The sequence below is a fragment of the Frankia sp. BMG5.23 genome (assembly GCF_000685765.2).
In the GTDB taxonomy this organism is placed as follows: Bacteria; Actinomycetota; Actinomycetes; order Frankiales; family Frankiaceae; genus Frankia; species Frankia casuarinae.
The window spans coordinates 84,212-104,186 of sequence record NZ_JDWE01000012.1 but is presented as its reverse complement, the minus strand read 5'-3'; the positions used below and the strand labels follow the sequence as shown (position 1 = coordinate 104,186).

Here is a 19,975-nt window from a genome sequence, read left to right as displayed (position 1 = left end):
CGGTCCCGAGGTGCGGCCCGGCGAGGGCGAAGCCGGTGGCGTCGCCCGGGCGACACGGTGGGGTTCGGTTCAGCCGGATGCGGCGCCGCGATCGGCCGCGGGCGGCCGGGTCGGTGCGGCGTGCCGCTCACCCCACCGGCGCAGGGCCAGCAGGACCGGTGCCAGGTCCCGGCCGGAGGACGTCAGCCGGTACTCGTGCCGGGACCGGGCGCCCGCCTCCTGGTACGGCTGACGCTCCAGCACCCCCGCGCGCTCCAGCGCCCGCAGCCGCTCGACCAGCACGGCTCGGGGCGCCCCGGTGCCGGCCCGGATGCCCTCGAAGCGGTGGACCCCCAGCGTGATCTCCCGGATGACCAGCAGGGACCAGCGCTCACCCACGACCTCCAGCGTCCGCGCGATCGGACAGGCCCGCGGGCCGTCGGACGATTCCTGCATCGGTGCATCCTATCGATACTGGGTACGTATCCTGAATGCAGCCAGTCTAGGCTGCGGGCATGACCACGACTGAGCCCGAATCCGCGCGGCCCGAATCCGCCTCAGGCCACCCGCACGACCCGGCTGCCTGGGGCGAGCCGCGGAGCAAGACGATCACCTGGCACGACCCGCTGCCGGTCGCCGCGGCGGCGGCGTCGCTGAGCGGGTTGGAGTTCCTGTCCGCGATGCGTGACGGGCGCATTCCGCCGCCCCCGATCTCCCGCCTGTTCGACTTCCGGCCGGTCGAGGTCGCGCCGGGAGACGTTGTCTTCACCTGTCTGCCGGACGAGTCGGCCTACAACCCGATCGGCCTCGTCCACGGTGGCCTGGTCTGCACGATCCTGGACACCGCGACTGCCTGCGCGGTGCACTCCACGCTGGCGGCCGCGGTGGCGTATACCTCCATCGAGATCAAGGTTAATTACCTGCGGCCGGTACGCGTCGTCGTCGGCCGGCCGAGCCGGCTCACCGCGCACGGCTGGGTGACCAGGCCGGGACGGCGGGTGGCTTTCGCTGAGGGAGACGTCCGGGATGACCAGGGCAAGGTCGTGGCCACCGCCAGCAGCACCTGTCTGATCATGGGTGAGACGGCCTGATCCCATGGCCTGATCCCATGGCCTGATTCCGCGGCCTGGCCGGAGACCCGACCCGACGCTCGGCCGGGCCGGATGCGACCACGGGCACGTCGTCGGGCTGCTGGCCCGACATCGTCCGTGGACTGTCCCGAACCCGTGTCCGCGCTGTCCCGGCCTTGTCTTCCCGGTGTCCGCAACTCGGCGGGGTCGGCTAACGGACACCCTTGTGGGGCAGTTCATCGGACGATCCACATGCAGTCTGTACGTACACGCTGTATGGTCAATGCAGAGATCATCGCTCATCCACTGGTGACCTAACGAGAGGGGGCCAGCCGTGGCGGTCGAGTGGCGGTACCAGCTCCGGATTGGGACCTACCTGGCGAAGCAGAAGCTGCTTCGTCGCAAGCACTTCCCGCTCGTACTGGAGCTGGAGCCGCTGTTTGCCTGCAACCTGTCCTGCACTGGATGTGGCAAGATCCAGCATCCGGCGTCCGTGCTCAAGCAGCGGATGAGCGTCGACGACGCCTTGGCCGCGGTGGAGGAATGCGGTGCTCCGGTGGTCGCGATCGCGGGCGGCGAGCCGCTGATGCACCCGCAGATCCACGAGATCGTGAACCAGCTGGTCAAGCGCAAGAAGTTCGTGATCCTCTGCACGAACGGGCTGCTGCTCCAGAAGAAGCTCAAGAACTTCACCCCGTCGCCGTACTTCACCTTCGTCCTGCACATCGACGGTCTGCGTGAGCGGCACGACGCGGTGGTGGAGAAGGAGGGCACGTTCGACGAGTGCGTCCGTGCCTTCCACGCGGCGAAGGCCGCGGGCTTCCGGGTCGGGTCCAACTCGACGTTCTTCAACAACGACAGCCCGCAGGACGTCATCGACATCCTGACGTTCCTCAACGACGACCTCAAGGTCGACCAGATCCAGCTCTCACCCGGCTATGCCTACGAGAAGGCGCCCGACCAGGAGCACTTCCTGGGGGTCCAGGAGACCCGCGAGATGTTCTCGAAGGTCTTCGCGGACGGCCGGCGCAAGAAGTTCCGGCTCAACCACTCGCCGGTCTTCCTGGACTTCCTGGAGGGTAAGAGGGAGCTCAGCTGCACCGCGTGGGGCATCCCGAGCTACTCGCTCTTCGGCTGGCAGAAGCCCTGCTACCTGATGAGTGACGGGTACGTCTCGTCCTACAAGGAGCTCGTCGAGACCACCGACTGGGACGCCTACGGTCGTGGCAAGGACCCGCGGTGCGCGAACTGCATGGCGCACTGCGGCTATGAGACCTCCGCGGTGCTGGCCACCATGGGTTCCCTCAAGGAGTCCATCCGAGCGGCCCGCAGCGTCTGAGCTGGCTCATCGTGGTCTGAGCCGGCTCACGGCGCCACCGTCACCGTCAGGTGACGTCGTCCGGCCGGCAGGTCGCCGCCCCGACCGGGTTCACCCGGTCGGGGCGGTCGTCGTCTGTGCCGCCCCGCCTCGCGTCGGCGGGAGCAGGGCCGGCGGGAGCAGGGTTTCGCTGGCGTTGACGACGCCAGCCGGCCTTAGCCGGCGGTCCCGCGGGAGCCGGCGCCGCCGTCGGCACTGACCGGCGGCTGCTCGGCGAGATCGCCACCGCGGCCGAGCCCGCGCAGCAGCCGGTCGAGCACGGTGCCGACCTCGAGGCGGGCGGTGTCCGGGTCCGCGGCGCCGGCGGTGTAGATGCTCGCCTCCGACAGCAGGGCGGCGACCAGCCTGGTCAGCGGGACCACTGGCAGCGGGTCGATGCGGTCCTCGGCCATCGCGCGCTCCAGCCACTCCGAGAGCAGCCGGTAGCCGTGCTTCTCAACGAGCGCATCCCAGGCGTCGTTGCCCAGCACGGCCGGACCGTCGACGAGGACAATGCGCTGGAAGTCGCTGTCCGCGGTGGAGATGTCGAGCAGGGACTGGAACCCGGACCGGAGCTGCGTCCAGGCGTCGCTGGGAAGCTCCGCGTCCCGGGCAAGTTCACCGGCGACGAGCTGTTCGGCCACCTCCGTCGCGACCTGTTCCATCACGGTGCGAAACAGTGCGGCCTTGTCGCGGAAGTGGTGATAAAGCGCGCCGCGGGTGACCTGCGCGTCGGCGACGATCTCCTCGGTGCCGGTGGAGGCGAACCCCTGTTCGGCGAACCGACGGCGGGCGGCGGAGATCAGGGCCTGACGGGTGTCAGCCGTCTGCTCGGTACGACGGCTTCGTGTCACCCCTTGATTATGGTGTAGCCGAGGCCGTTGTACCCACTACCGTCCCGGCACGAGCGGGCCTGGTCGTGACGAAGCTGCTCCGATGCACCCGCAACCGCCGACGGACGCCGATCCGTGGCTGTTGCCTCGCCCCCTGGTCGCGCCCTCGCCAGCCGTTCGTCGCGCATCGCCGATCACTTTTCGTTTTCAACTGGTTGCAGTCGGGTATCTCCGATCACCCCTGTCGATCATGAGGTTACGGGAGGTGCTCATTGTTGCCGCGGGGCGTGGTGGGCACCATCGTCGATGCTCATGTCGGCTACCCCGCCGCCGGCCGGAGGCCTGGGATTTCATGGTGGCGCGGCAGGAGAGTTTCGGGGGGGAGATCTCCATACCGGCTCGGCCAGACCGGGACGGAAGCCTTGTAACCCCGCATTACCCGGGGCGCCCGCACGCCCTTGAGGGGCCCGTGGCAGTATCACTTTCTGTGACAGTGCTGCTGTGGGTCGCCGTTGCCTCTCTGCTCGCCTGGCTCTACCTGACCGTCGGCCATGGGTTCTTCTGGCGGACCGATCAGCGCCTGCCATCCCGGCAGGCGCCGACCGCTTGGCCCAGTGTGGCGATCGTCGTGCCGGCTCGGGACGAGGCCGACGTGCTTCCCGTGACGCTTCCGACGCTGCTTGCCCAGGACTATCCCGGTCCTGTCCAGCTGATCCTGGTGGACGACGGTTCCACCGACGGGACCACGGAGGTTGCCCGGGACCTGGCGGAACAGGCCGCCACGCGTGGTGAGACCAACGTGACGCCGGCCATGACCACATCCACCGAACCCCCCACTGGCTGGACCGGGAAGCTGTGGGCGCTGCGGCGGGGCATCGAGTGCGCTGGCGACGTCGACTTCCTGCTCCTCACCGACGCGGACATCTCCCACCGCCCGGGATCGCTGACCGCGCTCGTCGAGTCGGCGACCTCCCAGAAGCTGGACATGGTGTCGCAGATGGCCGTGCTACGGGTGCAGACCGGCTGGGAGCGTCTGATCGTCCCGGCCTTCGTGCACTTCTTCGCGATGCTGTACCCGTTCCGGTGGTCGAACCGGCCGGGTTCGCGGGTGGCCGCCGCGGCCGGCGGATGCTCCCTGATCCGCCGGGAGGCCCTTGCGGCGGCCGGTGGACTGGCGGAGGTGCGCGGCGCCGTCATCGACGACGTGGCGATCGCGCGGATCATCAAGCGCTCGGGCGGGCGGACGTGGCTCGGACTCGCCGAGCAGGTCCACAGCCAGCGCCCGTATCCGCGGCTCGCGGATCTGTGGAAGATGGTGTCCCGCAGCGCCTATGCGCAGTTGCGGCACTCCCCGTCGCTGCTGGTCGGGACCGTGTTGGGACTGAGCCTGGTCTTCGTCATCCCAGTGGTCGCGACCATCGTGGGCATCGTGACCGGCGACGTCGCCACGGCTCTCGTCGGTGGGATCGCTTGGTTGATCATGACTGTCACCTATCTGCCGATGACCCGCTACTATTGTCAGCCGCTGCCGCTGGCCCTGCTGCTCCCCGGAGTGGCCGTGCTGTACCTCGCGATGACGGTGGACTCGGCGCGGCTCAAGCGGGCCGGGCGGGGAGCGGCCTGGAAGGGACGTACCTACCAGGATCACGGTGCCCCGGCCGCCGCCCCCGAGTATCCGAACGGCCCGGGTGAACGGCGTGAGGGTTCGGTGGCCGGGCCGCCCGACTCCGGCGGCTCATCGGCCTCCGCCGGCGGCTCATCGGCTTTGCCATCCGCCTCGTCCACGGTGCCCGCAACACCCCTGGTAATGGCGACATCCTCGGCGGTCCCCGCGCCGGCCGTGGCGCCGGCTTCCCCCACGCCTACGTCCATACCGACGCCCACTCCCACGCGGTGGCCCGCATCGTCATCGGCCTCGCCGCCGGTCCGGGGCGGATCGACCGATCAGCCCCGGACCTAGCCGGTGGTCCCGAGCTAGGACGGGGTGCCGTGGCCGAGTCGGTAGAGGGCGGTGGCTAGGAACGCTCCGTCGCGTGAGTGAGTCATCCATCCCGGCCGGGACAGTCGAACAGGACCGGCTGGCGGTCGGCCTCACCATCCGCGACAGGCAGATCGTCGCCCTGCTGGGTCGGCCTCCGGCTTGGACCGCGACAGTAACCGCCGGGCCCGCGCCGGACAGGCGGTCGCGCTGTTCTATCGGCTCTACGGCACCGCACCCGCGCCTGACTGCCCGTCCGAGTCAGACCGTGGCAGGAGCCGGCCCTTGTTCCAGACGACGTCGGAGAGTAACCGCATTCTCGGCAAGGGCGGAGATGAGATAACCCGGACCAGCCAGGGGAAGCAGCGCCACCCCGTCCGCGACGGCCGCTTGCGCGCCGGATTCCGCCCTCTTTGCCGGCACGGACTCCCGCCGGGCTGCCGGAGAGCCCACCGGATCGGGCCCCGCGACGAGGAGCGACCCGAGGGCACGAGCCGAGCCGAGGAGGGCTGGTCCGGTCAGGCCAGGTATCTCGGGACCGAGGACGAGATCCTGGCGCAGCAGGGGGGTCGGTTCGGATGGCGGATCCACCTCCGCATGGGCGTCCATGTCCACCCGCAGGGTGCTACGTATCGATCCGGTCGTCTCCCCGAATCGGCCCAGCACGATCTCCTCGCGCAGCCGTAGCCAGGCCGTGGTCGCCAAGTGCACATCGGTCACCAGGAGATGGTCCGAGCCCCGCGCCGCGACGGTCGGCTCCGGCGCGAAGTCCAGCGCGCCACCCGGGGCCACCCGTGCCGACACGGTGAAGCGGGACGGCCCGGGCCCGTGACCGGGCAGGGCCACCGTCGCGGCCACCGAACGCACCACCAGGCGCACCCCGCTGCCGACGGAGATGTCGAGTCCCAGATCATCACCCGCCAGCGGTCCGGCGGTCGCGTTGACCAGGTGAACCGTCGCGGTCGGCAGCGCGTCCGCGGATAGCGCGGGCACCGTAGACGGGGCCCTGGTCCGACCAGGGGATGCTCCGGTCTGGCGCAGGACGATCGGCACGTCGGAGCGCAACTCGATGAGCCTCGCCGTGCCGTCCGGAGCCGATTCGACCCGGATGACGGCCCGTGCCCGTACGGCCGTGCGGCCCGTTCGGGCGGCCGTGACGAGGGGGCCCTCCGGCCCGGCCGCGACCCCGCCCAGGATGACCCCCCGTCTCATGGCTGCCATGGTGCCAGCCGGGGGCGACGGGATCGGCCGGCGCCCGCGGGTCCACCCGGCGCCGCGCGATCGCGATCGGCCGAGTAGCCGACCATGCGAGTAGCCGACGGGCCGGGTCTGGGACCGATGACGACGAGTCGGCGGGCACCGGTCAGGATGTGAACATCCGTAGCGCCGTGGTGCGGTGCCGTTCGGCCAGGAGATCGAGGCGGATACCGGTGACGGCGGGCAGCAGCCGGGGCGGGCGTCGGGAAGCCTCCGCGCCGGCCAGCGCGATCGCCTCGACCTCGTCGGCGAGCCGGGCGAGCACGGCGGTGACGGCCAAGGGGTCCAGCCCCATCAGGCGGGTCGCGGCGGTCGCGGGTCCGGTGACCGTGGTGTGGGCGGCGACCAGGGCGGCGTCCGAGGGACGCAGGCCCGCGCCCGCGGCGACCATGCCTAGTGCGCACGGGTGGTGCGGTGCACGTGGACCGGGCGGCACGGGCCAGGCGGCCCGGCCCGCTCGCAGCAGCGTGCGCCCCTGAGCCCGGCTCGCGTCGCGTTGGGCGGGGGAGGGCATCCGGGCGTCGAGCTCGGCGTCCAAGGTGGCGATGGTGGTGGGTGTGACGATGGTGACGGGTGTGACGGATGCGGTGGGGACGTGGTCGGCGTGTGGCGCCCGCGTCGCGGGACCCGGCTGCGTGCCGGCCCGGCAGGCTGCGGCCGCGAAGGCCGCGGCGACCAGGCCGGTCGTGGTGAGCCGTCCGACGAGGAAGGCCGCCAGGTCGGACAGGTTCGCCAGACTCCCGTCCGTCACCGCTGCTTCAACACCGCCCGAGTGGGCGTGACCTCCCGTGGGCATCCGGCCGTCCGCGAGGACCAGCAGCGTCGCCCGCCGTCCGGATCGCCCGGTCGGACCAGCCACGTCCTCGGTCCCGCCGTCCCGTGCGGTATCGCCCTCAATCGTCACCGTAGCCGCTCCCGGCGTTAGTCAGTGTCCGAACCGCTGTGGCGTTTACATTCATCGGGCCCGGAAGCCTCTGGATACGCAGTGACAGCCGTGGTAAGAACCGTCAGAACACTCAGAATCAGAACATTCAGAACAGGAAGTAGCGCTGGGTCATCGGGAGTTCGCTCACCGGATCCGCCTCGATCGCCTCACCGTCCACCGTGACGGTGAACGTGTCGGGGTCCACCCGGATGTCCGGTGTCGCGGTGTTCTCGGGAAGATCCGCCTTGCCGCGGCGGCGCACATCCGCGACCGGCACCACCGGGGTGGCGAGCCCCAGCCGTCCGGGCAGCCCGTCCTCGATCGCCGCCGGGGCAACGAAGATCAACGACGACGCGGCGGCCGGACCACGGGCGGCTCCCCACATCGGCCGGGGCAGCACCGGCTGCGGGGTCGGGATGGAGGCGTTCGCATCGCCCATCGCGGCCCAGGCGATGAACCCGCCCTTGAGGACCAGCGACGGCCGCACCCCGAAGAACGCCGGGTCGTACAGCACCAGGTCGGCGAGCTTGCCGGGCTCCACCGAGCCGATCTCCGCGTCCAGGCCGTGCGCCACCGCCGGGCAGATCGTGTACTTGGCGATGTAGCGTCGGGCCCGGGTGTTGTCGGCCCGATCGTCGCCGGCCAGGGACCCGCGCCGGAGCTTCATCACATGCGCGGTCTGCCAGGTACGCAGGACGACCTCGCCGATCCGGCCCATCGCCTGCGAGTCCGAACCGATCATCGAGATCGCGCCCAGGTCGTGCAGGATGTCCTCGGCGGCGATCGTCGACGGCCGGATCCGGCTCTCGGCGAAGGCCAGGTCCTCGGGCACGCTGGGGTTGAGATGGTGACAGACCATCAGCATGTCGAGGTGCTCGTCGAGGGTGTTGACGGTGTGCGGGCGGGTCGGATTCGTCGATGACGGCAGCACGTTGCCGGCGGCCGCGACCGTGATGATGTCCGGGGCATGCCCGCCGCCGGCCCCCTCGGTGTGGTACGCATGGATCGCCCGACCGGCGATGGCGGCCAGCGTGTCCTCGACGAAGCCGGCCTCGTTCAGGGTGTCGGAGTGCAGCGCAACCTGGACGCCGGCGGCGTCGGCGACCCGCAGGCAGGCGTCGATTGCGGCCGGCGTCGTCCCCCAGTCCTCGTGCAGCTTGAAGCCGGCCGCCCCGGCGCGCAGCTGTTCCCACATCGACTCGTCGCTGACCGTGTTGCCCTTGCCGAGCAGGACAACGTTGACCGGCCAGTCGTCCAGCGCGGACAGCATCCGCGCCAGGTTCCAGGATCCGGGCGTCACCGTCGTCGCCTTCGTGCCCTCGGCCGGGCCGGTGCCGCCGCCGATCAGCGTGGTGATGCCGGCGCCCAGCGCCTCCGGAACCTGCTGCGGGCAGATCAGATGGACGTGGCAGTCCACCGCGCCGGCGGTGAGGATCTTCCCGTTACCGGCGATGATCTCGGTGCCGGGCCCCATCACCAGCTCGGGATGGACGCCGTCCATTGTGTCCGGGTTGCCGGCCTTACCCAGCGCGACGATCCGGCCATCGCGGATCCCCACGTCGGCCTTGACCACACCCCAGTGGTCGAGAACGACGGCGCCGGTGATGACGAGGTCGGGCGCACCCTCGGCGCGGGTTGCCAGGGACTGCCCCATCGACTCACGGATGACCTTGCCGCCCCCGAAGACGGCCTCGTCACCGGTCCCGGTGCCCGCCGGCCCGCGGCTGCGGTCCTCCGTCACCTCGATGAACAGGTCGGTGTCCGCGAGCCGGATACGGTCGCCGACCGTGGGGCCGTACAGCGCCGCGTAGCGGGAGCGGTCGAGTCGGCTCACGAACCCTCTCCCTGAAAGCCCGATATATCCTCGATCGTCGCGGTGTCCGCAATCCGGGTGCCGCTCGCGGCGTCCAACGGGCCGGCCGATTCCGGCCGCAGGCCCGGCACGACCCGGGCGCCGGCCAGCGGCACCAGTTCGATCTCGCGTTCCACGCCGGGTTCGAAGCGGACCGCGGTGCCGGCGGGCACCGCGAGCCGGTGGCCCCAGGCACTCGCCCGGTCGAAGTCGAGAGCGGGGTTCGCCGCGGCGAAGTGGTAGTGCGAGCCGACCTGCACCGGCCGGTCGCCCATGTTACGGACCAGCACCGTGCGTACCGGGCGTCCGGCGTTGATCTCGACGGGATCGTCGCCGGTCAGGATCTCCCCGGGGATCACGGGATCGGCCGGTGGACGGTGACCAGCTTGGTGCCGTCCGGGAAGGTGGCTTCGACCTGCACCTCGCCGAGCATCTCCGGCACGCCCTCCATGACGTCGTCCCGGGTGAGCACGGTTCGCCCGGCGCTCATCAGGTCCGCGACGCCGCGACCGTCCCGCGCGCCCTCCAGCAGGAACGAGGTGATGATCGCGGTCGCTTCGGGATGGTTCAGCCGCAGCCCACGGGCTCGCCGTTCACGGGCGAGCCCGGCCGCCACATGGATCAGCAGTCGTTCCTGTTCATGGGGGCTCAGCAGCACGAATGCGAAGCCTAGCAGGTCGGGGAATGCCGCCGGCCTGGTTCGGTTCGGCGCGGTCCACGACATGCCGGCGACGCTCCGGCCCCGATGCTCGTCGGACATATCGGGGCGCAATGTGACGGTCAGGTGAACGGCGACGCTCTCGCAACCCAAGAAAAGTTTCGTCCAGGTTTCTGTCCCGACATTGCCGGGGACGCCGCGGGAGCGTGGTGCCGTCAACAGTAAGAATGGAGTTACTGGTAATTCACCCGGGCGCGATGGGACCGATACGCATCCTTTCTAGCGTCCGGGGAACCGCTCTGGCGTCCGGGGAACCGCTCGGGCCGGTCGGACCGACCGGCAGGTGGGGGTACGCCCGGAATGAGGCTGACAGGGGTTCGGTTGCTCACACTGGTCTTCGGGCGGGGCCGCGCCGCGGTCGGCATGATCGCCGGGATCGTCGTGTTCTTCCCGTCCCTGGTCAACATGGTGTTCCACCCGCGTTACCGGCTGGCTCCGGCGCATGGTGGGTAATGACACGTGGCAAACAACAATCACGCCATCGCCGCCCTCCCGGCGGGTGGTGCCGGTCCGCCGACTCCGGGGACACCCGGCTTGTCTTGGAGTAAAGGAAGTAATGGGGGTGATTTCGCCGTTGGTCATACGTGATCCCGTTCCGGGCGTGCCGCCATCGGATGCAGACTCGGTGCTGACCGGCAGACGAGAGGCCGCCATGAACGCCGAACGCTCCAGCCGGGGACCCCGACTGATGACGGTGTCCGGCGGAGCGTCCCAGCCGACCGTCTCCTCTGCCACGCCCCACCGATCGGCGACCCCGGCCCGCACGGCGGCGTCGGGCACGACCTCCACCACCGCTCCCGCGGTCGACCCGCGTGATCCGGCGGCGGCTCCTGGTCCGACCGGGCAGGCACCCGTGGTCGGCGCGGACCTGCTGCGTCCGTCCGAGGCACAGCTCGCTCGACTGCGTCGGGTGGCCGCGGGTGAGGAGGAAGCCGACCTCGTCATACGCGGTGGGCTTGTCGTCGCCGTCCACAGCGGTGCCGTGGCCGCGCGGGACATCCTGATCGTGGGGTGCTACATCGCCGCGGTCACGAAGCCGGGAACGTTGGCGGGTCGGCGCTCGCTCGACGCCGCCGGCAGATTCGTCCTGCCGGCCTATGTCGACGCCGGCCTGCGCGTCGAGGAGACGCTGCTCACTCCGGGGGAACTGGCTCGCCTGATCGTCCCGCGGGGAACCGTCACCCTGGTGACCGACCCGGCCGTCCTGGTCGCGCTGGGCGGTCTGCGCGGTGTGGATCTGGTGACGGGATCCTCGACCCCGTTGCGGGTGCTGGTCCGAGCGGGGCAGGTGCCCGGGAGGCAGGTCCCCGGGAGGCAGGTCCCCGGGACCGGGGCGCCCGCAGCCCCGGTCGTCGAGGTGCCTCCGATACCGCCCGCCTCCGCGCTGACCGCGCTGTCCTCGGTAGGGGCGGCGCCCGTCAAGTCGTCCGCCACGGAGGCCGGCGGTCTGCTGTGGGCGGCCGGCAGCGGGGCCGAGCCGGTCCGGGGCAGGGCCAGATCGGTCGCGGAGCTTGCCACGGTCGGGCATCTCGATCACGACGTGCGACTCGCGGTCGGTCGGGGGATGGGCCAGATCGACGCCATCCGGCGGTTCTCCCTGCTCCCCGCCCGCAGGCACGATCTGGAACCCACCCTGGGGTCAATCGCGCCCACCCGCTTCGCTGATCTCCAGGTCGTCTCCTCCCTGGCCGGAACCGCGCCGCCCGACGTGGTGGTGGCGGGTGGCCGGATCGCCGCGGAATGCGGCCGACCCCTGTTCGACAACCTCGACATCTCGCCCGCCTGGGCCACCAGCCGGACACGACTCCCGGCGAACCTGCACGCCGGCTCCTTCACATCACTCGGCCTGCGACGGTCCCACCGGCAGGATGCCAGTGTGGTCGTGGTGAGCGTCGATCCCCCCCGCGACCCGGGGACGGCGCCGCCCGTCGGTGGACCAGCGCGGGCGTTGCGGATGACCGGGACGGGCCAGGTCTCCGGCCTCTCCCACCCGCGTGGACTCCGTACCGTGCGGGTGGAACCCACCCTGCGGGACGGCTGGGCGGTAGCCGATCCGTCTCGGGACCTTCTCAAGATCGCAATTTTCGGTCGGGACGGCTCCTCGGACGAGATCGACGTCGGGCTGCTCCGCGGGTGCGGGCTGACCCGGGGCGCGCTCGCGGTCACGACGGCGGAGCCGCCGGGGCATCTGATCGTCGTCGGGGCGCGGGACGACGACATGGTGACCGCCGCTCGGGCCCTCGAGGGCATGGGCGGGGGCTACGTGGTGGTCGACCAGGGCTGGGTGCGGGCGGCGTGCGCGCTGCCCCTGCTCGGGGTGATGAGTGACGCACCCTGGGAGGCGGTGCTGGGAGAGCTGGCCGCGGTGGACACGGCCGCAGCCGATCTCGGCTGCCGGCTGCCGTTCCCGCTGCGCACGCTGGCCGGATGGGGCTGCGCCCTCTACACCCGGCCCTGACCTCCACACCCGACCCTGACCTCTACACCCGGCCCTGACCGGCGTCGCTGGATCAGCGGGCGCTCCGGGGCCCAGGGCGGGGAGCGTGGTGCACTCACCCGAGGCCACGAAGCGCCAGCCGTGCCGCAGCGCCGGGTCGATAGACGGCGTGACATGTCCACCTCAAACCTGTCGCATCCCTCTCCACAGTTCGCGCCAGCATCGGTAAGGTAACACTGGGTAACGTTGGGGGTGTTGGTCTGGGTCGGTGCGAGTGGAAGCTGGCGATAACACGGGTGAGATAGCGCAGGTGAGGTGATGAACGCTGCCGCCAAGCAAGATCAGAACTACGTCACTGAGCGTCTGTCTTGATGAACATCCACGTAACCTTCCGCCGTTATGGTCGGTTCTTATGCAGCGTTCGTCCGCCTGCCTGACCCCCGGATCGCCGGCTGGCTTCCCGCGTCATCCCCTCCCGCGCTTCCTTCCACTGGTCGGACCATTGGTCGGATCGGGCGGGGGAGGCCGCTGTGACGACTAGCGGTGCGACGGCCGTCATGTTCCGTCCACGTACGGTAGGGGAGGCAGTGGAGATGCTGGCGACCGCCCATGACGCTGGCAGGGCGGTCGATCTGCTGGGCGGCGGCACCGATCTCGTCCCCGCCCTCCGGTCCGGCGAGCGTCGGCCGGGGGCGGTAGTCGCCCTGCGCCGGGTCCTGGAACTGCGGGTCCGCGGCGCCGGGGCGGATTCGCTCACCGTCGGTGCGGGCGTGACTTACACCGACCTCGCGGGCTGGTCACTGTCGCCCGGCCTCGCCCTCGCCGCCCGGGTGGTCGGTTCCGCGCAGATCCGCAACCTCGGCACGGTCGGTGGCGCGCTGGGCTCGGCACGTCCCACCGGTGACCTGCTCACCTTCCTCACCGCCGCGGACGCCGAGATCCTCGTGGCCTCGCCGCGCGGACCCGGCCGGATGACGCTGCCCGCGTTCCTCGCCGACGGGCTCGCCCCCGACGCCCTGGTCACCGCGGTAAGGCTGCCGCGGCCGGCCGGACCGCAGAGCTATCTCAAGATTGGGGGCAGGCAGGCCGCCTACCAGGCGTTGGTGTCGTGCGCCGTCCTCGTCGACCGGATGCGCCATCGACTGGCCTGCGCGATCGGGGGGGTGGGTCGGCTGCCGATCCGGATGACCGTCGCCGAGCGGTTCGCACACGACGCGGTGGACTGGTCCGCAGGGGCCGCGTCCTCGTCGGCGGCCCGCCGGTTCGGTGAGCTGGTAAGCGAGGCGGTCTCGCGGGTCGGGCCGGAGCTCGCGGCGGGTCCGCGGGTCTCCGCCGACTACCGCCGGCATGCTGCCGGCGTGCTGGCCGCCCGGGCGTTCACCCGATGCCTGGATGCCGCGGGGGCGCCGGTGGACCCCCGAGTCGAGCGGGACGTCCGGCCATGACCGCCCGTTTCGCGAGGGAAGTCCCGGCCGGACCGCCGGCCGGACCGCCGGCCGGGTCGTCCTGGCCGGACGACGGCGTCGTCGCGCCATATCACCTCCATGTCGACGGCTTCCTGCACACGGTGGCCGGCGCCTGGATCGGGGACTCCCTGCTCACCGTCCTGCGGGACGTCATCGGGGTGACCTCGGTGAAGGACGCGTGTGAGCAGGGGCGCTGCGGTGCCTGCTCCGTTCTCCTGGACGGCCGGTTGGTGGCGTCCTGCACGGTGCTCGCCGCGGACGCCAACGACGCCCAGGTGAGCACCGTTGCCGGTCTGAGGACGGCGGGACCCGCCAGGGCCGTGCGGGCGGCGTTCCTCGAGGAGGGTGCCGTGCAGTGCGGCTTCTGCACCCCCGGGTTCGTGGTCGCGGTGACGGACCTGCTCACCCGGCGGCCGGATGCGGACGAGGAGGAGATCAGGGAATCGCTGGCCGGCAACATCTGCCGGTGCACGGGTTACGGCCGGATACTCGCTGCCATCAGAACAGTGCAGGCTGAGCGGGGCACCCTACTTTCGGGGGATGCACCTGCTCCGCCCCACCGGGGGGTGGGGCGATGAGTCTGGGGATCGGTCGTCCGGTGCGTCGTCCGGATGGGCCGGACAAGGTGACCGGCAGCTTCTTCTACGTTGGTGATCTGCGTGTTCCGGGGATGGTGCACGCCCGCACCCTGCGATCGCCCCATGCCCGGGCGCGGATCCGGCGCGTCGACGTCGACGCCGCGCGCCGGCTGCCCGGCGTCGTGGGGATGGTGACCGCCGCCGACGTCCCCGGCATGGCCACCTACGGGCTGATCGTCGCCGACCAGCCGGTGTTCGCCGCGACCGAGGTTCGGTACGCAGGGGAGCCGGTCGCCGCCGTGGCCGCGGTTGACGTCCGGACCGCGCGCCGGGCGCTCGCCGCGATCGAGGTGGACTACGAGCCGCTGGCACCTTCGACCGACCCCGACCGGGTATGGCAGCCGGATGCCGAGCCGCTGCATCCGGCGGGCAACCTGTACCGCGAGATCGAGCTGCGCCACGGGGATCCCGACGCGCTCGGCCCGGTGGTGGTCGAGGACCAGTACCTCGTCGGGATGCAGGACCAGGCGTTTCTCGCTCCCGAGGCGGCCCTGGCGATGCCGGCCGCCGATGGTGGGGTGGACCTGCGGGTGGCGACCCAGTGGCTGCATTCGGACCGGGAGCAGATCGCGGCCTGCCTCGGTCTCCCGGAGGAGCTCGTCCGTCTCACCCTGGCCGGTGTGGGGGGTGCCTTCGGCGGCCGGGAGGACGTCACCCTTCAGATCCACGGCGCCCTGCTCGCCCGGGCTACGGGGCTTCCGGTGCGGATCGCCTACGACCGGGTTGAGTCCTTCCTGGGCCATCCGCACCGGCATCCGGCCCGGATGTGGTTCCAGCACAGCGCCACCGCCGACGGAAACCTGGTCAGCGTGCGGGCACGGCTGGTGCTGGATGGCGGTGCCTACGCGTCGTCCTCGCCGGCGGTGCTGGCGAACGCGGTCACCCATGCCGCGGGTCCGTACCGGGTCCCGAACGCCCACCTGCACGGAGTCGTCGTGCGGACCAACAACCCCCCGTGCGGCGCCATGCGGGGGTTCGGGGTGCCGCAGGTGACCATCGGTCACGAGGCCCAGATGGACCGGCTGGCCGACGCCCTCGGCATGGATCCGGTGGACCTGCGCGTCCGCAATGCCGTCCGACCGGGGGATGTGCTGCCCACCGGTCAGGTGATGGGCGCACCGCTGCCGGCGCGGGAGGTCATCGAGGCGGTGGCCTCGCGTCCGCTCCCGCCGGCGATGCCGGCGAACGTCGCGGTGACCGCGTTGCCCGGCGGCCGACCGGCCGCGGCCGAACCGAGCCGGGTCCGTCGGGGGGTCGGCTACGCCCTGGCCTACAAGAACCTGCTCTTCTCGGAGGGCATGGACGACTCCTCCGTCGCCCGTGCCCGCCTGGAGCTGGCTGAGGACGGAACGGTACGGGTCCGGCTGCACAGCGCGTGCGCCGAGGTGGGCCAGGGGTTTGTGACGATCGCGGGGCAGATCGCCCGCACCGAGCTCGGCGTCGAACAGGTCGTGTTGGCGCCCGCGGACACCGCGGTCGGCAGTGCCGGATCGACCAGCGCGTCCCGGCAGACCTGGATGAGCGGAGGCGCCGTGCGCGGAGCCTGCGCCGCGGTCGCCGATCGCCTGCTCGCCCGGGTCGCCCGCACCGCGGGGCTGCCCGCGGAGGTCGTCGAGGCACCTCGACGGACGCTGACCGTCAACGCCGGGGAGATCGTCGGGGTGGAGGCCGGGTTGCGGGTTCCGCTCGCCGAGGCGCTGGCCGACGGGCCGATCGAAGCGGAGTACACCTTCCACCACCGGCGTACCTCCGCGCTGGACGCCGACGGACAGGGCGATCCGCACGTGGCCTTCGCCGCCGCGGCGCACCGCGCGGTTGTCGATGTCGATGTCGACCTCGGTCTCGTGCGGGTCGTGTCGATGGCGCTGGCCCAGGACTGCGGTACGGTGCTCAACCCCCTGGCGCTGCGTGGTCAGGTCGAGGGGGGAACTGCCCAGGGGCTGGGCCTCGCCGTCATGGAGGAGCTGGTCACGGTGGACGGGGTGGTGGTCAATCCCACGTTTCACGACTATCTGCTGCCGACCATCGCCGACGTCCCGGACCTCGATTTCGTCGCCGTTACCCATCCGCAGCCGGATGCGCCCTACGGGGTGAAGGGCGTGGGGGAGGCGCCTACCTGTACCGCGACCCCGGCGATCATCGCGGCGATCCGGGTCGCCGTCGGACGGGATCTGCGGCGCGTTCCGGTGCGACCCGAGGACCTCGTCACCATCTCTCCGACGACCGCGCCTCCGACGACCGCGCCTCCGACGACGCCGGGACAAGGTGTTCCGGCGGCATGAACGAGCCCACCGCGGACGTTCTGCCGGAGCGGCCACAGGCGCTACGGTCACGGCGAGTCGTGCTGCCCGGGGGCGAGCGTCCGGCAGCCGTGCACGTCGCGGACGGCCGGATCGCCGCGATCACCGCCGCGGACGAGATCCCTCCCGGGACCCTGGTCACGGACCTCGGCGAGCTGGCTCTGCTTCCCGGCGTGGTCGACTCCCACGTGCACATCAACGAACCGGGGCGGACCGAGTGGGAGGGGTTCGCGACCGCGACCCGGGCCGCCGCGGCCGGTGGTGTCACCACGATCATCGACATGCCGCTGAATTCCGTTCCGCCAACGACCTCGCTCGCCGCCCTGGCCGCCAAACGTGCGGTGGCGGCCGGCCAGGTCGCCGTCGACGTCGGCTTCTGGGGCGGCATCATCGGCGCCGACGCCCGCAACCTCGATGATCTGGCCGCCCTGCACGGCGCCGGGGTCTTCGGATTCAAGGCCTTCCTGGCCCCGTCGGGGGTCGAGGAGTTCCCGCACGTCTCGATGGACGTCCTCGGGGCCGCCGCCCGGCGCACCGCCCGGATGGGGGCCCTCACCGTCGTGCACGCCGAGGCGCCCTCCGTTCTCGCCCTGGCACCTCCCACCGTGGGGCGGGCCTTCGCCAGCTGGTTGGCGTCGCGCCCGCCGGCCGCGGAGACCGAGGCCGTGGCCGCGCTGGCGGCGCTGTCCGCCGCCACCGGTGCCCGCCTGCACGTGCTGCATCTGGCGGCGGCCGATGCCCTCGACGACGTGCTCGCGGCGCGGGACGCGGGGTTGCCGATGACGGTGGAGACGTGCCCGCACTACCTGACCTTCACGGCCGAGGAGGTCCCCGACGGAGCTACCGTCTTCAAGTGCGCACCTCCCATCCGGGACAGCAGGAATCTGGACCGGTTGTGGGACGGGGTGGCCCAGGGCCTGTTCGCCGGGATCGTCACTGATCATTCGCCGTCCACTCCCGCGTTGAAGCAGATCGACGCCGGTGATTTCGCGGCGGCGTGGGGTGGCATCGCGTCTGTCCAGATCGGGCTACCCGCGGTCTGGACTCAGGCCCGGGCGCGGGGGCACACCCTCACCGACGTCGTCGGTTGGATGTGCGCCGGACCGGCCGACCTGGTAGGACTGGCCGGCAAGGGGCGCATCGCGATCGGCGCTGACGCCGATCTGGTGATCTTCGACGCGGATGCGTCGTTCCTGGTGGAGCCCTCGATGCTGCGCCACCGCCACCCGCTCACCCCCTATGCCGGACGCGTGTTGAACGGGGTGGTGCTGGCGACCTATCTGCGGGGGCGGCGAGCGGACGGGGATCGTCCTCCGCGGGGGCGGCTATTAGAGAGGTAGGCATCACCCGGCCGGGCCGCGGGACCGTCCGGCGTACCGGAGCCCTCCCCACGGATGTGATCCGATGCACCCACCGACGCGGACCACTCCCGAGGGAGCAGGCCCGAAGTACGCTTTGCGCCCCGCTAACACGTCGTCCCGTCCTGACCTGATCCGGTCCGCACGGTGGTGACGGGCCGTGCGGCCACCCGACGACACGTGAACAGTCCGGTTTCGTACGGCTGGTTGACCCCGTGAAAGGACCCGATGAGCGACGCGCCCGACCTGACGAATCTTGTCGATCTCGCGGCGGCCCGTTTCGGCGGTACGGTCGTGGCCGTCAACGACGAGTTCTTCGCGTTCGCCGAACGGATGCTGCTGCCCGAACCGCCGATCGTGCGGCCGGGCGTGTTCACCGAACGGGGCCAGTGGACCGACGGTTGGGAGACCCGTCGGCGGCGGGATCTTCCCGGATCCGACTGGGCCATCATCCGGCTGGGCTCACCCGGCATCGCCCACGCGGTGACCGTGGACACCACCCACTTCACCGGCAACGCTCCCGGGGCCGTCGAGGTGCACGGCGCCACCCTGCCCGGGTATCCCTCCGCGGCGGAGGTCGCCGAGGAGTCCGTGGCCTGGGTCCCGCTGGTGCCGCGGACGCCGATCGTGCCGGACGCGGCCAACGTGTTGCCGGTGGCTGACCAGGGCCGGACCCGCATCACCCATCTGCGCCTGACCATCCACCCGGATGGCGGAGTCGCCCGGCTGCGCGTGCATGGCACGGTGGTGCCGGACCCCCGGATGTTCGACCGGGTGACCTCCGATCTCGCCGCCGCCTACCTGGGCGGTGTCGTGGTGGCCGCCAGCGACATGCACTACGGTGACCGCCATAACCTGAACGCCTCGGGTGAGGCCCGGGCGATGGGAGAGGGCTGGGAGACCCGCCGGCGCCGTGGGGACGGCCACGACTGGGCGGTGGTCCGGCTCGCGACGCAGGGCACGATCGTGCGGGCCGAGGTTGACACCCGGCACTTCCGCGGCAACGCGCCCCGGGCGGTGGCCCTCTGGGCGGCGGACAACCCCGACCTTCTCGACCCCGACGACGTCACCGCGATCACCGAGTGGTACCCGATGCTGCCGCGGACCCGGGTGCAGCCGAACACCCGTCACCTTTTCGATCTCGAGGTCCCGATCCAGGCCACCCACGTGCGGGTCGACGCGATACCCGACGGCGGGCTGGCGAGGCTGCGGCTCACCGGCGCTCCGACGCCCGTCGGGCGGGAGGCGCTCGCGATGCGCTGGTTCGACGCGTTGTCCCCGGACGCGGCTCGCGAGGAGCTGCTGGCCTGCTGCGAGTCCGAGGACTGGGCTGCGGCCGTGGCGGCCCGTCGGCCCTTCGGGACCCTCGCGGCCCTGCTGCCGGCAGCCGAGCAGGAATGGTGGAACCTGCCCGCATCGGCCTGGCTGGAGGCGTTCACCGCGCATCCCCGGATCGGGGAGCGCCCGGCCCACACGCCCGCCCCGCCCACCACGGCGAGGGCGACCGTGGTGTCCCTCGACGCCCCCCGACGGGAGCAGGCGGCGATGGACCAGGCGACGGCGGAAGTCAGGGCGGCCTTCGAGCAGGGAAACGCGGCCTACGAGGAGCGCTTCGGCTACATCTTCCTGGTCCGGGCGGCGGGCCGCGACGCGGAGGAGATGCTCGCTCTGCTGCGGGCACGGCTGGACAACGATCCCGCGGACGAGCTGCGCATCGCGGCCGGTCAGCAGGCTGAGATCACGGCCCTGCGCATCAGGCGCCTGATCACCGGCGCCTGATCACCGGCGCCTAGGTCGAACGACCGTG

Annotated in this window: 16 protein-coding genes and 1 pseudogene; 10 read left to right on the top strand and 7 right to left on the bottom strand. The window is 71.4% G+C overall.

Translation table 11 applies throughout. The features are described 5' to 3' along the window. Positions 1-69: 69 nt before the first annotated feature. Positions 70-435, bottom strand: a complete 366-nt coding sequence (locus BMG523DRAFT_RS08330; RefSeq protein WP_011435278.1) for a helix-turn-helix domain-containing protein — start codon at positions 433-435, stop codon at positions 70-72. 59 nt (positions 436-494) lie between these two features. Between BMG523DRAFT_RS08330 and BMG523DRAFT_RS08325 the strand changes: the two genes are divergently transcribed. Together BMG523DRAFT_RS08325 and hpnH are read left to right on the top strand one after the other, a co-directional pair. After that, entirely contained in the window at positions 495-1,070 is a 576-nt protein-coding gene (locus tag BMG523DRAFT_RS08325; protein ID WP_011435279.1) for a PaaI family thioesterase, read from the top strand. Positions 1,071-1,383: 313 nt separating this feature from the next. Continuing rightward, on the top strand, positions 1,384-2,388 hold the full coding sequence (gene hpnH / locus BMG523DRAFT_RS08320; RefSeq protein WP_011435280.1) for an adenosyl-hopene transferase HpnH: 1,005 nt from the start codon (positions 1,384-1,386) through the stop codon (positions 2,386-2,388). Positions 2,389-2,582: 194 nt separating this feature from the next. Here the strand turns inward: hpnH and BMG523DRAFT_RS08315 are convergent, their stop codons facing one another. After that, positions 2,583-3,260 (bottom strand): TetR/AcrR family transcriptional regulator, encoded by a 678-nt coding sequence (locus BMG523DRAFT_RS08315; RefSeq protein ID WP_011435281.1) that lies wholly within the window; start codon positions 3,258-3,260, stop codon positions 2,583-2,585. Between the two features lie 466 nt (positions 3,261-3,726). Here BMG523DRAFT_RS08315 and BMG523DRAFT_RS08310 point away from each other — a divergent pair, with 466 nt between their 5' ends. Beyond that, on the top strand, positions 3,727-5,199 hold the full coding sequence (locus tag BMG523DRAFT_RS08310) for a glycosyltransferase (RefSeq protein ID WP_235462964.1): 1,473 nt from the start codon (positions 3,727-3,729) through the stop codon (positions 5,197-5,199). Between the two features lie 279 nt (positions 5,200-5,478). Here the strand turns inward: BMG523DRAFT_RS08310 and BMG523DRAFT_RS08305 are convergent, their stop codons facing one another. The 5 genes from BMG523DRAFT_RS08305 to BMG523DRAFT_RS08285 form a co-directional block, all read right to left on the bottom strand. Continuing rightward, on the bottom strand, positions 5,479-6,438 hold the full coding sequence (locus BMG523DRAFT_RS08305) for an urease accessory protein UreD (protein WP_011435283.1): 960 nt from the start codon (positions 6,436-6,438) through the stop codon (positions 5,479-5,481). Positions 6,439-6,580: 142 nt separating this feature from the next. Then, on the bottom strand, positions 6,581-7,378 hold the full coding sequence (locus BMG523DRAFT_RS08300) for an urease accessory protein UreF (RefSeq protein ID WP_023841194.1): 798 nt from the start codon (positions 7,376-7,378) through the stop codon (positions 6,581-6,583). 127 nt (positions 7,379-7,505) lie between these two features. Further along, complete coding sequence (locus tag BMG523DRAFT_RS08295) at positions 7,506-9,233, bottom strand: urease subunit alpha (RefSeq protein WP_011435285.1); 1,728 nt, start codon at positions 9,231-9,233, stop codon at positions 7,506-7,508. Further along, on the bottom strand, positions 9,230-9,610 hold the full coding sequence (locus BMG523DRAFT_RS08290) for an urease subunit beta (RefSeq protein ID WP_011435286.1): 381 nt from the start codon (positions 9,608-9,610) through the stop codon (positions 9,230-9,232). Before BMG523DRAFT_RS08290 ends, BMG523DRAFT_RS08295 begins: the two co-directional genes overlap by 4 nt. Continuing rightward, entirely contained in the window at positions 9,607-9,909 is a 303-nt protein-coding gene (locus tag BMG523DRAFT_RS08285) for an urease subunit gamma (RefSeq protein ID WP_035732629.1), read from the bottom strand. The genes BMG523DRAFT_RS08290 and BMG523DRAFT_RS08285 overlap by 4 nt, the downstream gene beginning before the upstream one ends. A gap of 381 nt (positions 9,910-10,290) precedes the next feature. Between BMG523DRAFT_RS08285 and BMG523DRAFT_RS24325 the strand changes: the two are divergent. The 7 genes and pseudogenes from BMG523DRAFT_RS24325 to BMG523DRAFT_RS08255 all read left to right on the top strand — a co-directional run. Then, positions 10,291-10,383: pseudogene (locus BMG523DRAFT_RS24325) on the top strand (ABC transporter permease); the annotation flags it as partial. 238 nt (positions 10,384-10,621) lie between these two features. Continuing rightward, complete coding sequence (locus BMG523DRAFT_RS08280; protein ID WP_235462951.1) at positions 10,622-12,427, top strand: adenine deaminase C-terminal domain-containing protein; 1,806 nt, start codon at positions 10,622-10,624, stop codon at positions 12,425-12,427. Positions 12,428-12,963: 536 nt separating this feature from the next. Beyond that, positions 12,964-13,851 carry a xanthine dehydrogenase family protein subunit M gene (locus tag BMG523DRAFT_RS08275; RefSeq protein WP_049761047.1) on the top strand — a complete coding sequence of 296 codons (888 nt, stop codon included), beginning with the start codon at positions 12,964-12,966 and terminating at the stop codon, positions 13,849-13,851. Then, entirely contained in the window at positions 13,848-14,450 is a 603-nt protein-coding gene (locus BMG523DRAFT_RS08270) for a (2Fe-2S)-binding protein (RefSeq protein ID WP_011435290.1), read from the top strand. Before BMG523DRAFT_RS08275 ends, BMG523DRAFT_RS08270 begins: the two co-directional genes overlap by 4 nt. Continuing rightward, on the top strand, positions 14,447-16,792 hold the full coding sequence (pucD, locus tag BMG523DRAFT_RS08265) for a xanthine dehydrogenase subunit D (RefSeq protein ID WP_043590803.1): 2,346 nt from the start codon (positions 14,447-14,449) through the stop codon (positions 16,790-16,792). Before BMG523DRAFT_RS08270 ends, pucD begins: the two co-directional genes overlap by 4 nt. After that, positions 16,789-18,150, top strand: coding sequence for an allantoinase AllB (allB, locus tag BMG523DRAFT_RS08260; protein WP_023841199.1), 1,362 nt, complete (start codon positions 16,789-16,791; stop codon positions 18,148-18,150). Before pucD ends, allB begins: the two co-directional genes overlap by 4 nt. 246 nt (positions 18,151-18,396) lie before the next feature. Next, on the top strand, positions 18,397-19,947 hold the full coding sequence (locus tag BMG523DRAFT_RS08255; protein ID WP_011435293.1) for an allantoicase: 1,551 nt from the start codon (positions 18,397-18,399) through the stop codon (positions 19,945-19,947). Positions 19,948-19,975: the final 28 nt, after the last annotated feature.

What these genes read in the sequence shown, in the direction of transcription:
- BMG523DRAFT_RS08330 (WP_011435278.1), bottom strand. Translation starts at nt 435, where the DNA reads ATGCAGGAATCGTCCGACGGCCCGCGGGCCTGTCCGATCGCGCGGACG.
- BMG523DRAFT_RS08325 (WP_011435279.1), top strand. Translation starts at nt 495, where the DNA reads ATGACCACGACTGAGCCCGAATCCGCGCGGCCCGAATCCGCCTCAGGC.
- BMG523DRAFT_RS08305 (WP_011435283.1), bottom strand. Translation starts at nt 6,438, where the DNA reads ATGGCAGCCATGAGACGGGGGGTCATCCTGGGCGGGGTCGCGGCCGGG.
- BMG523DRAFT_RS08280 (WP_235462951.1), top strand. Translation starts at nt 10,622, where the DNA reads ATGAACGCCGAACGCTCCAGCCGGGGACCCCGACTGATGACGGTGTCC.
- BMG523DRAFT_RS08275 (WP_049761047.1), top strand. Translation starts at nt 12,964, where the DNA reads ATGTTCCGTCCACGTACGGTAGGGGAGGCAGTGGAGATGCTGGCGACC.
- BMG523DRAFT_RS08270 (WP_011435290.1), top strand. Translation starts at nt 13,848, where the DNA reads ATGACCGCCCGTTTCGCGAGGGAAGTCCCGGCCGGACCGCCGGCCGGA.
- pucD (WP_043590803.1), top strand. Translation starts at nt 14,447, where the DNA reads ATGAGTCTGGGGATCGGTCGTCCGGTGCGTCGTCCGGATGGGCCGGAC.
- allB (WP_023841199.1), top strand. Translation starts at nt 16,789, where the DNA reads ATGAACGAGCCCACCGCGGACGTTCTGCCGGAGCGGCCACAGGCGCTA.
- BMG523DRAFT_RS08255 (WP_011435293.1), top strand. Translation starts at nt 18,397, where the DNA reads ATGAGCGACGCGCCCGACCTGACGAATCTTGTCGATCTCGCGGCGGCC.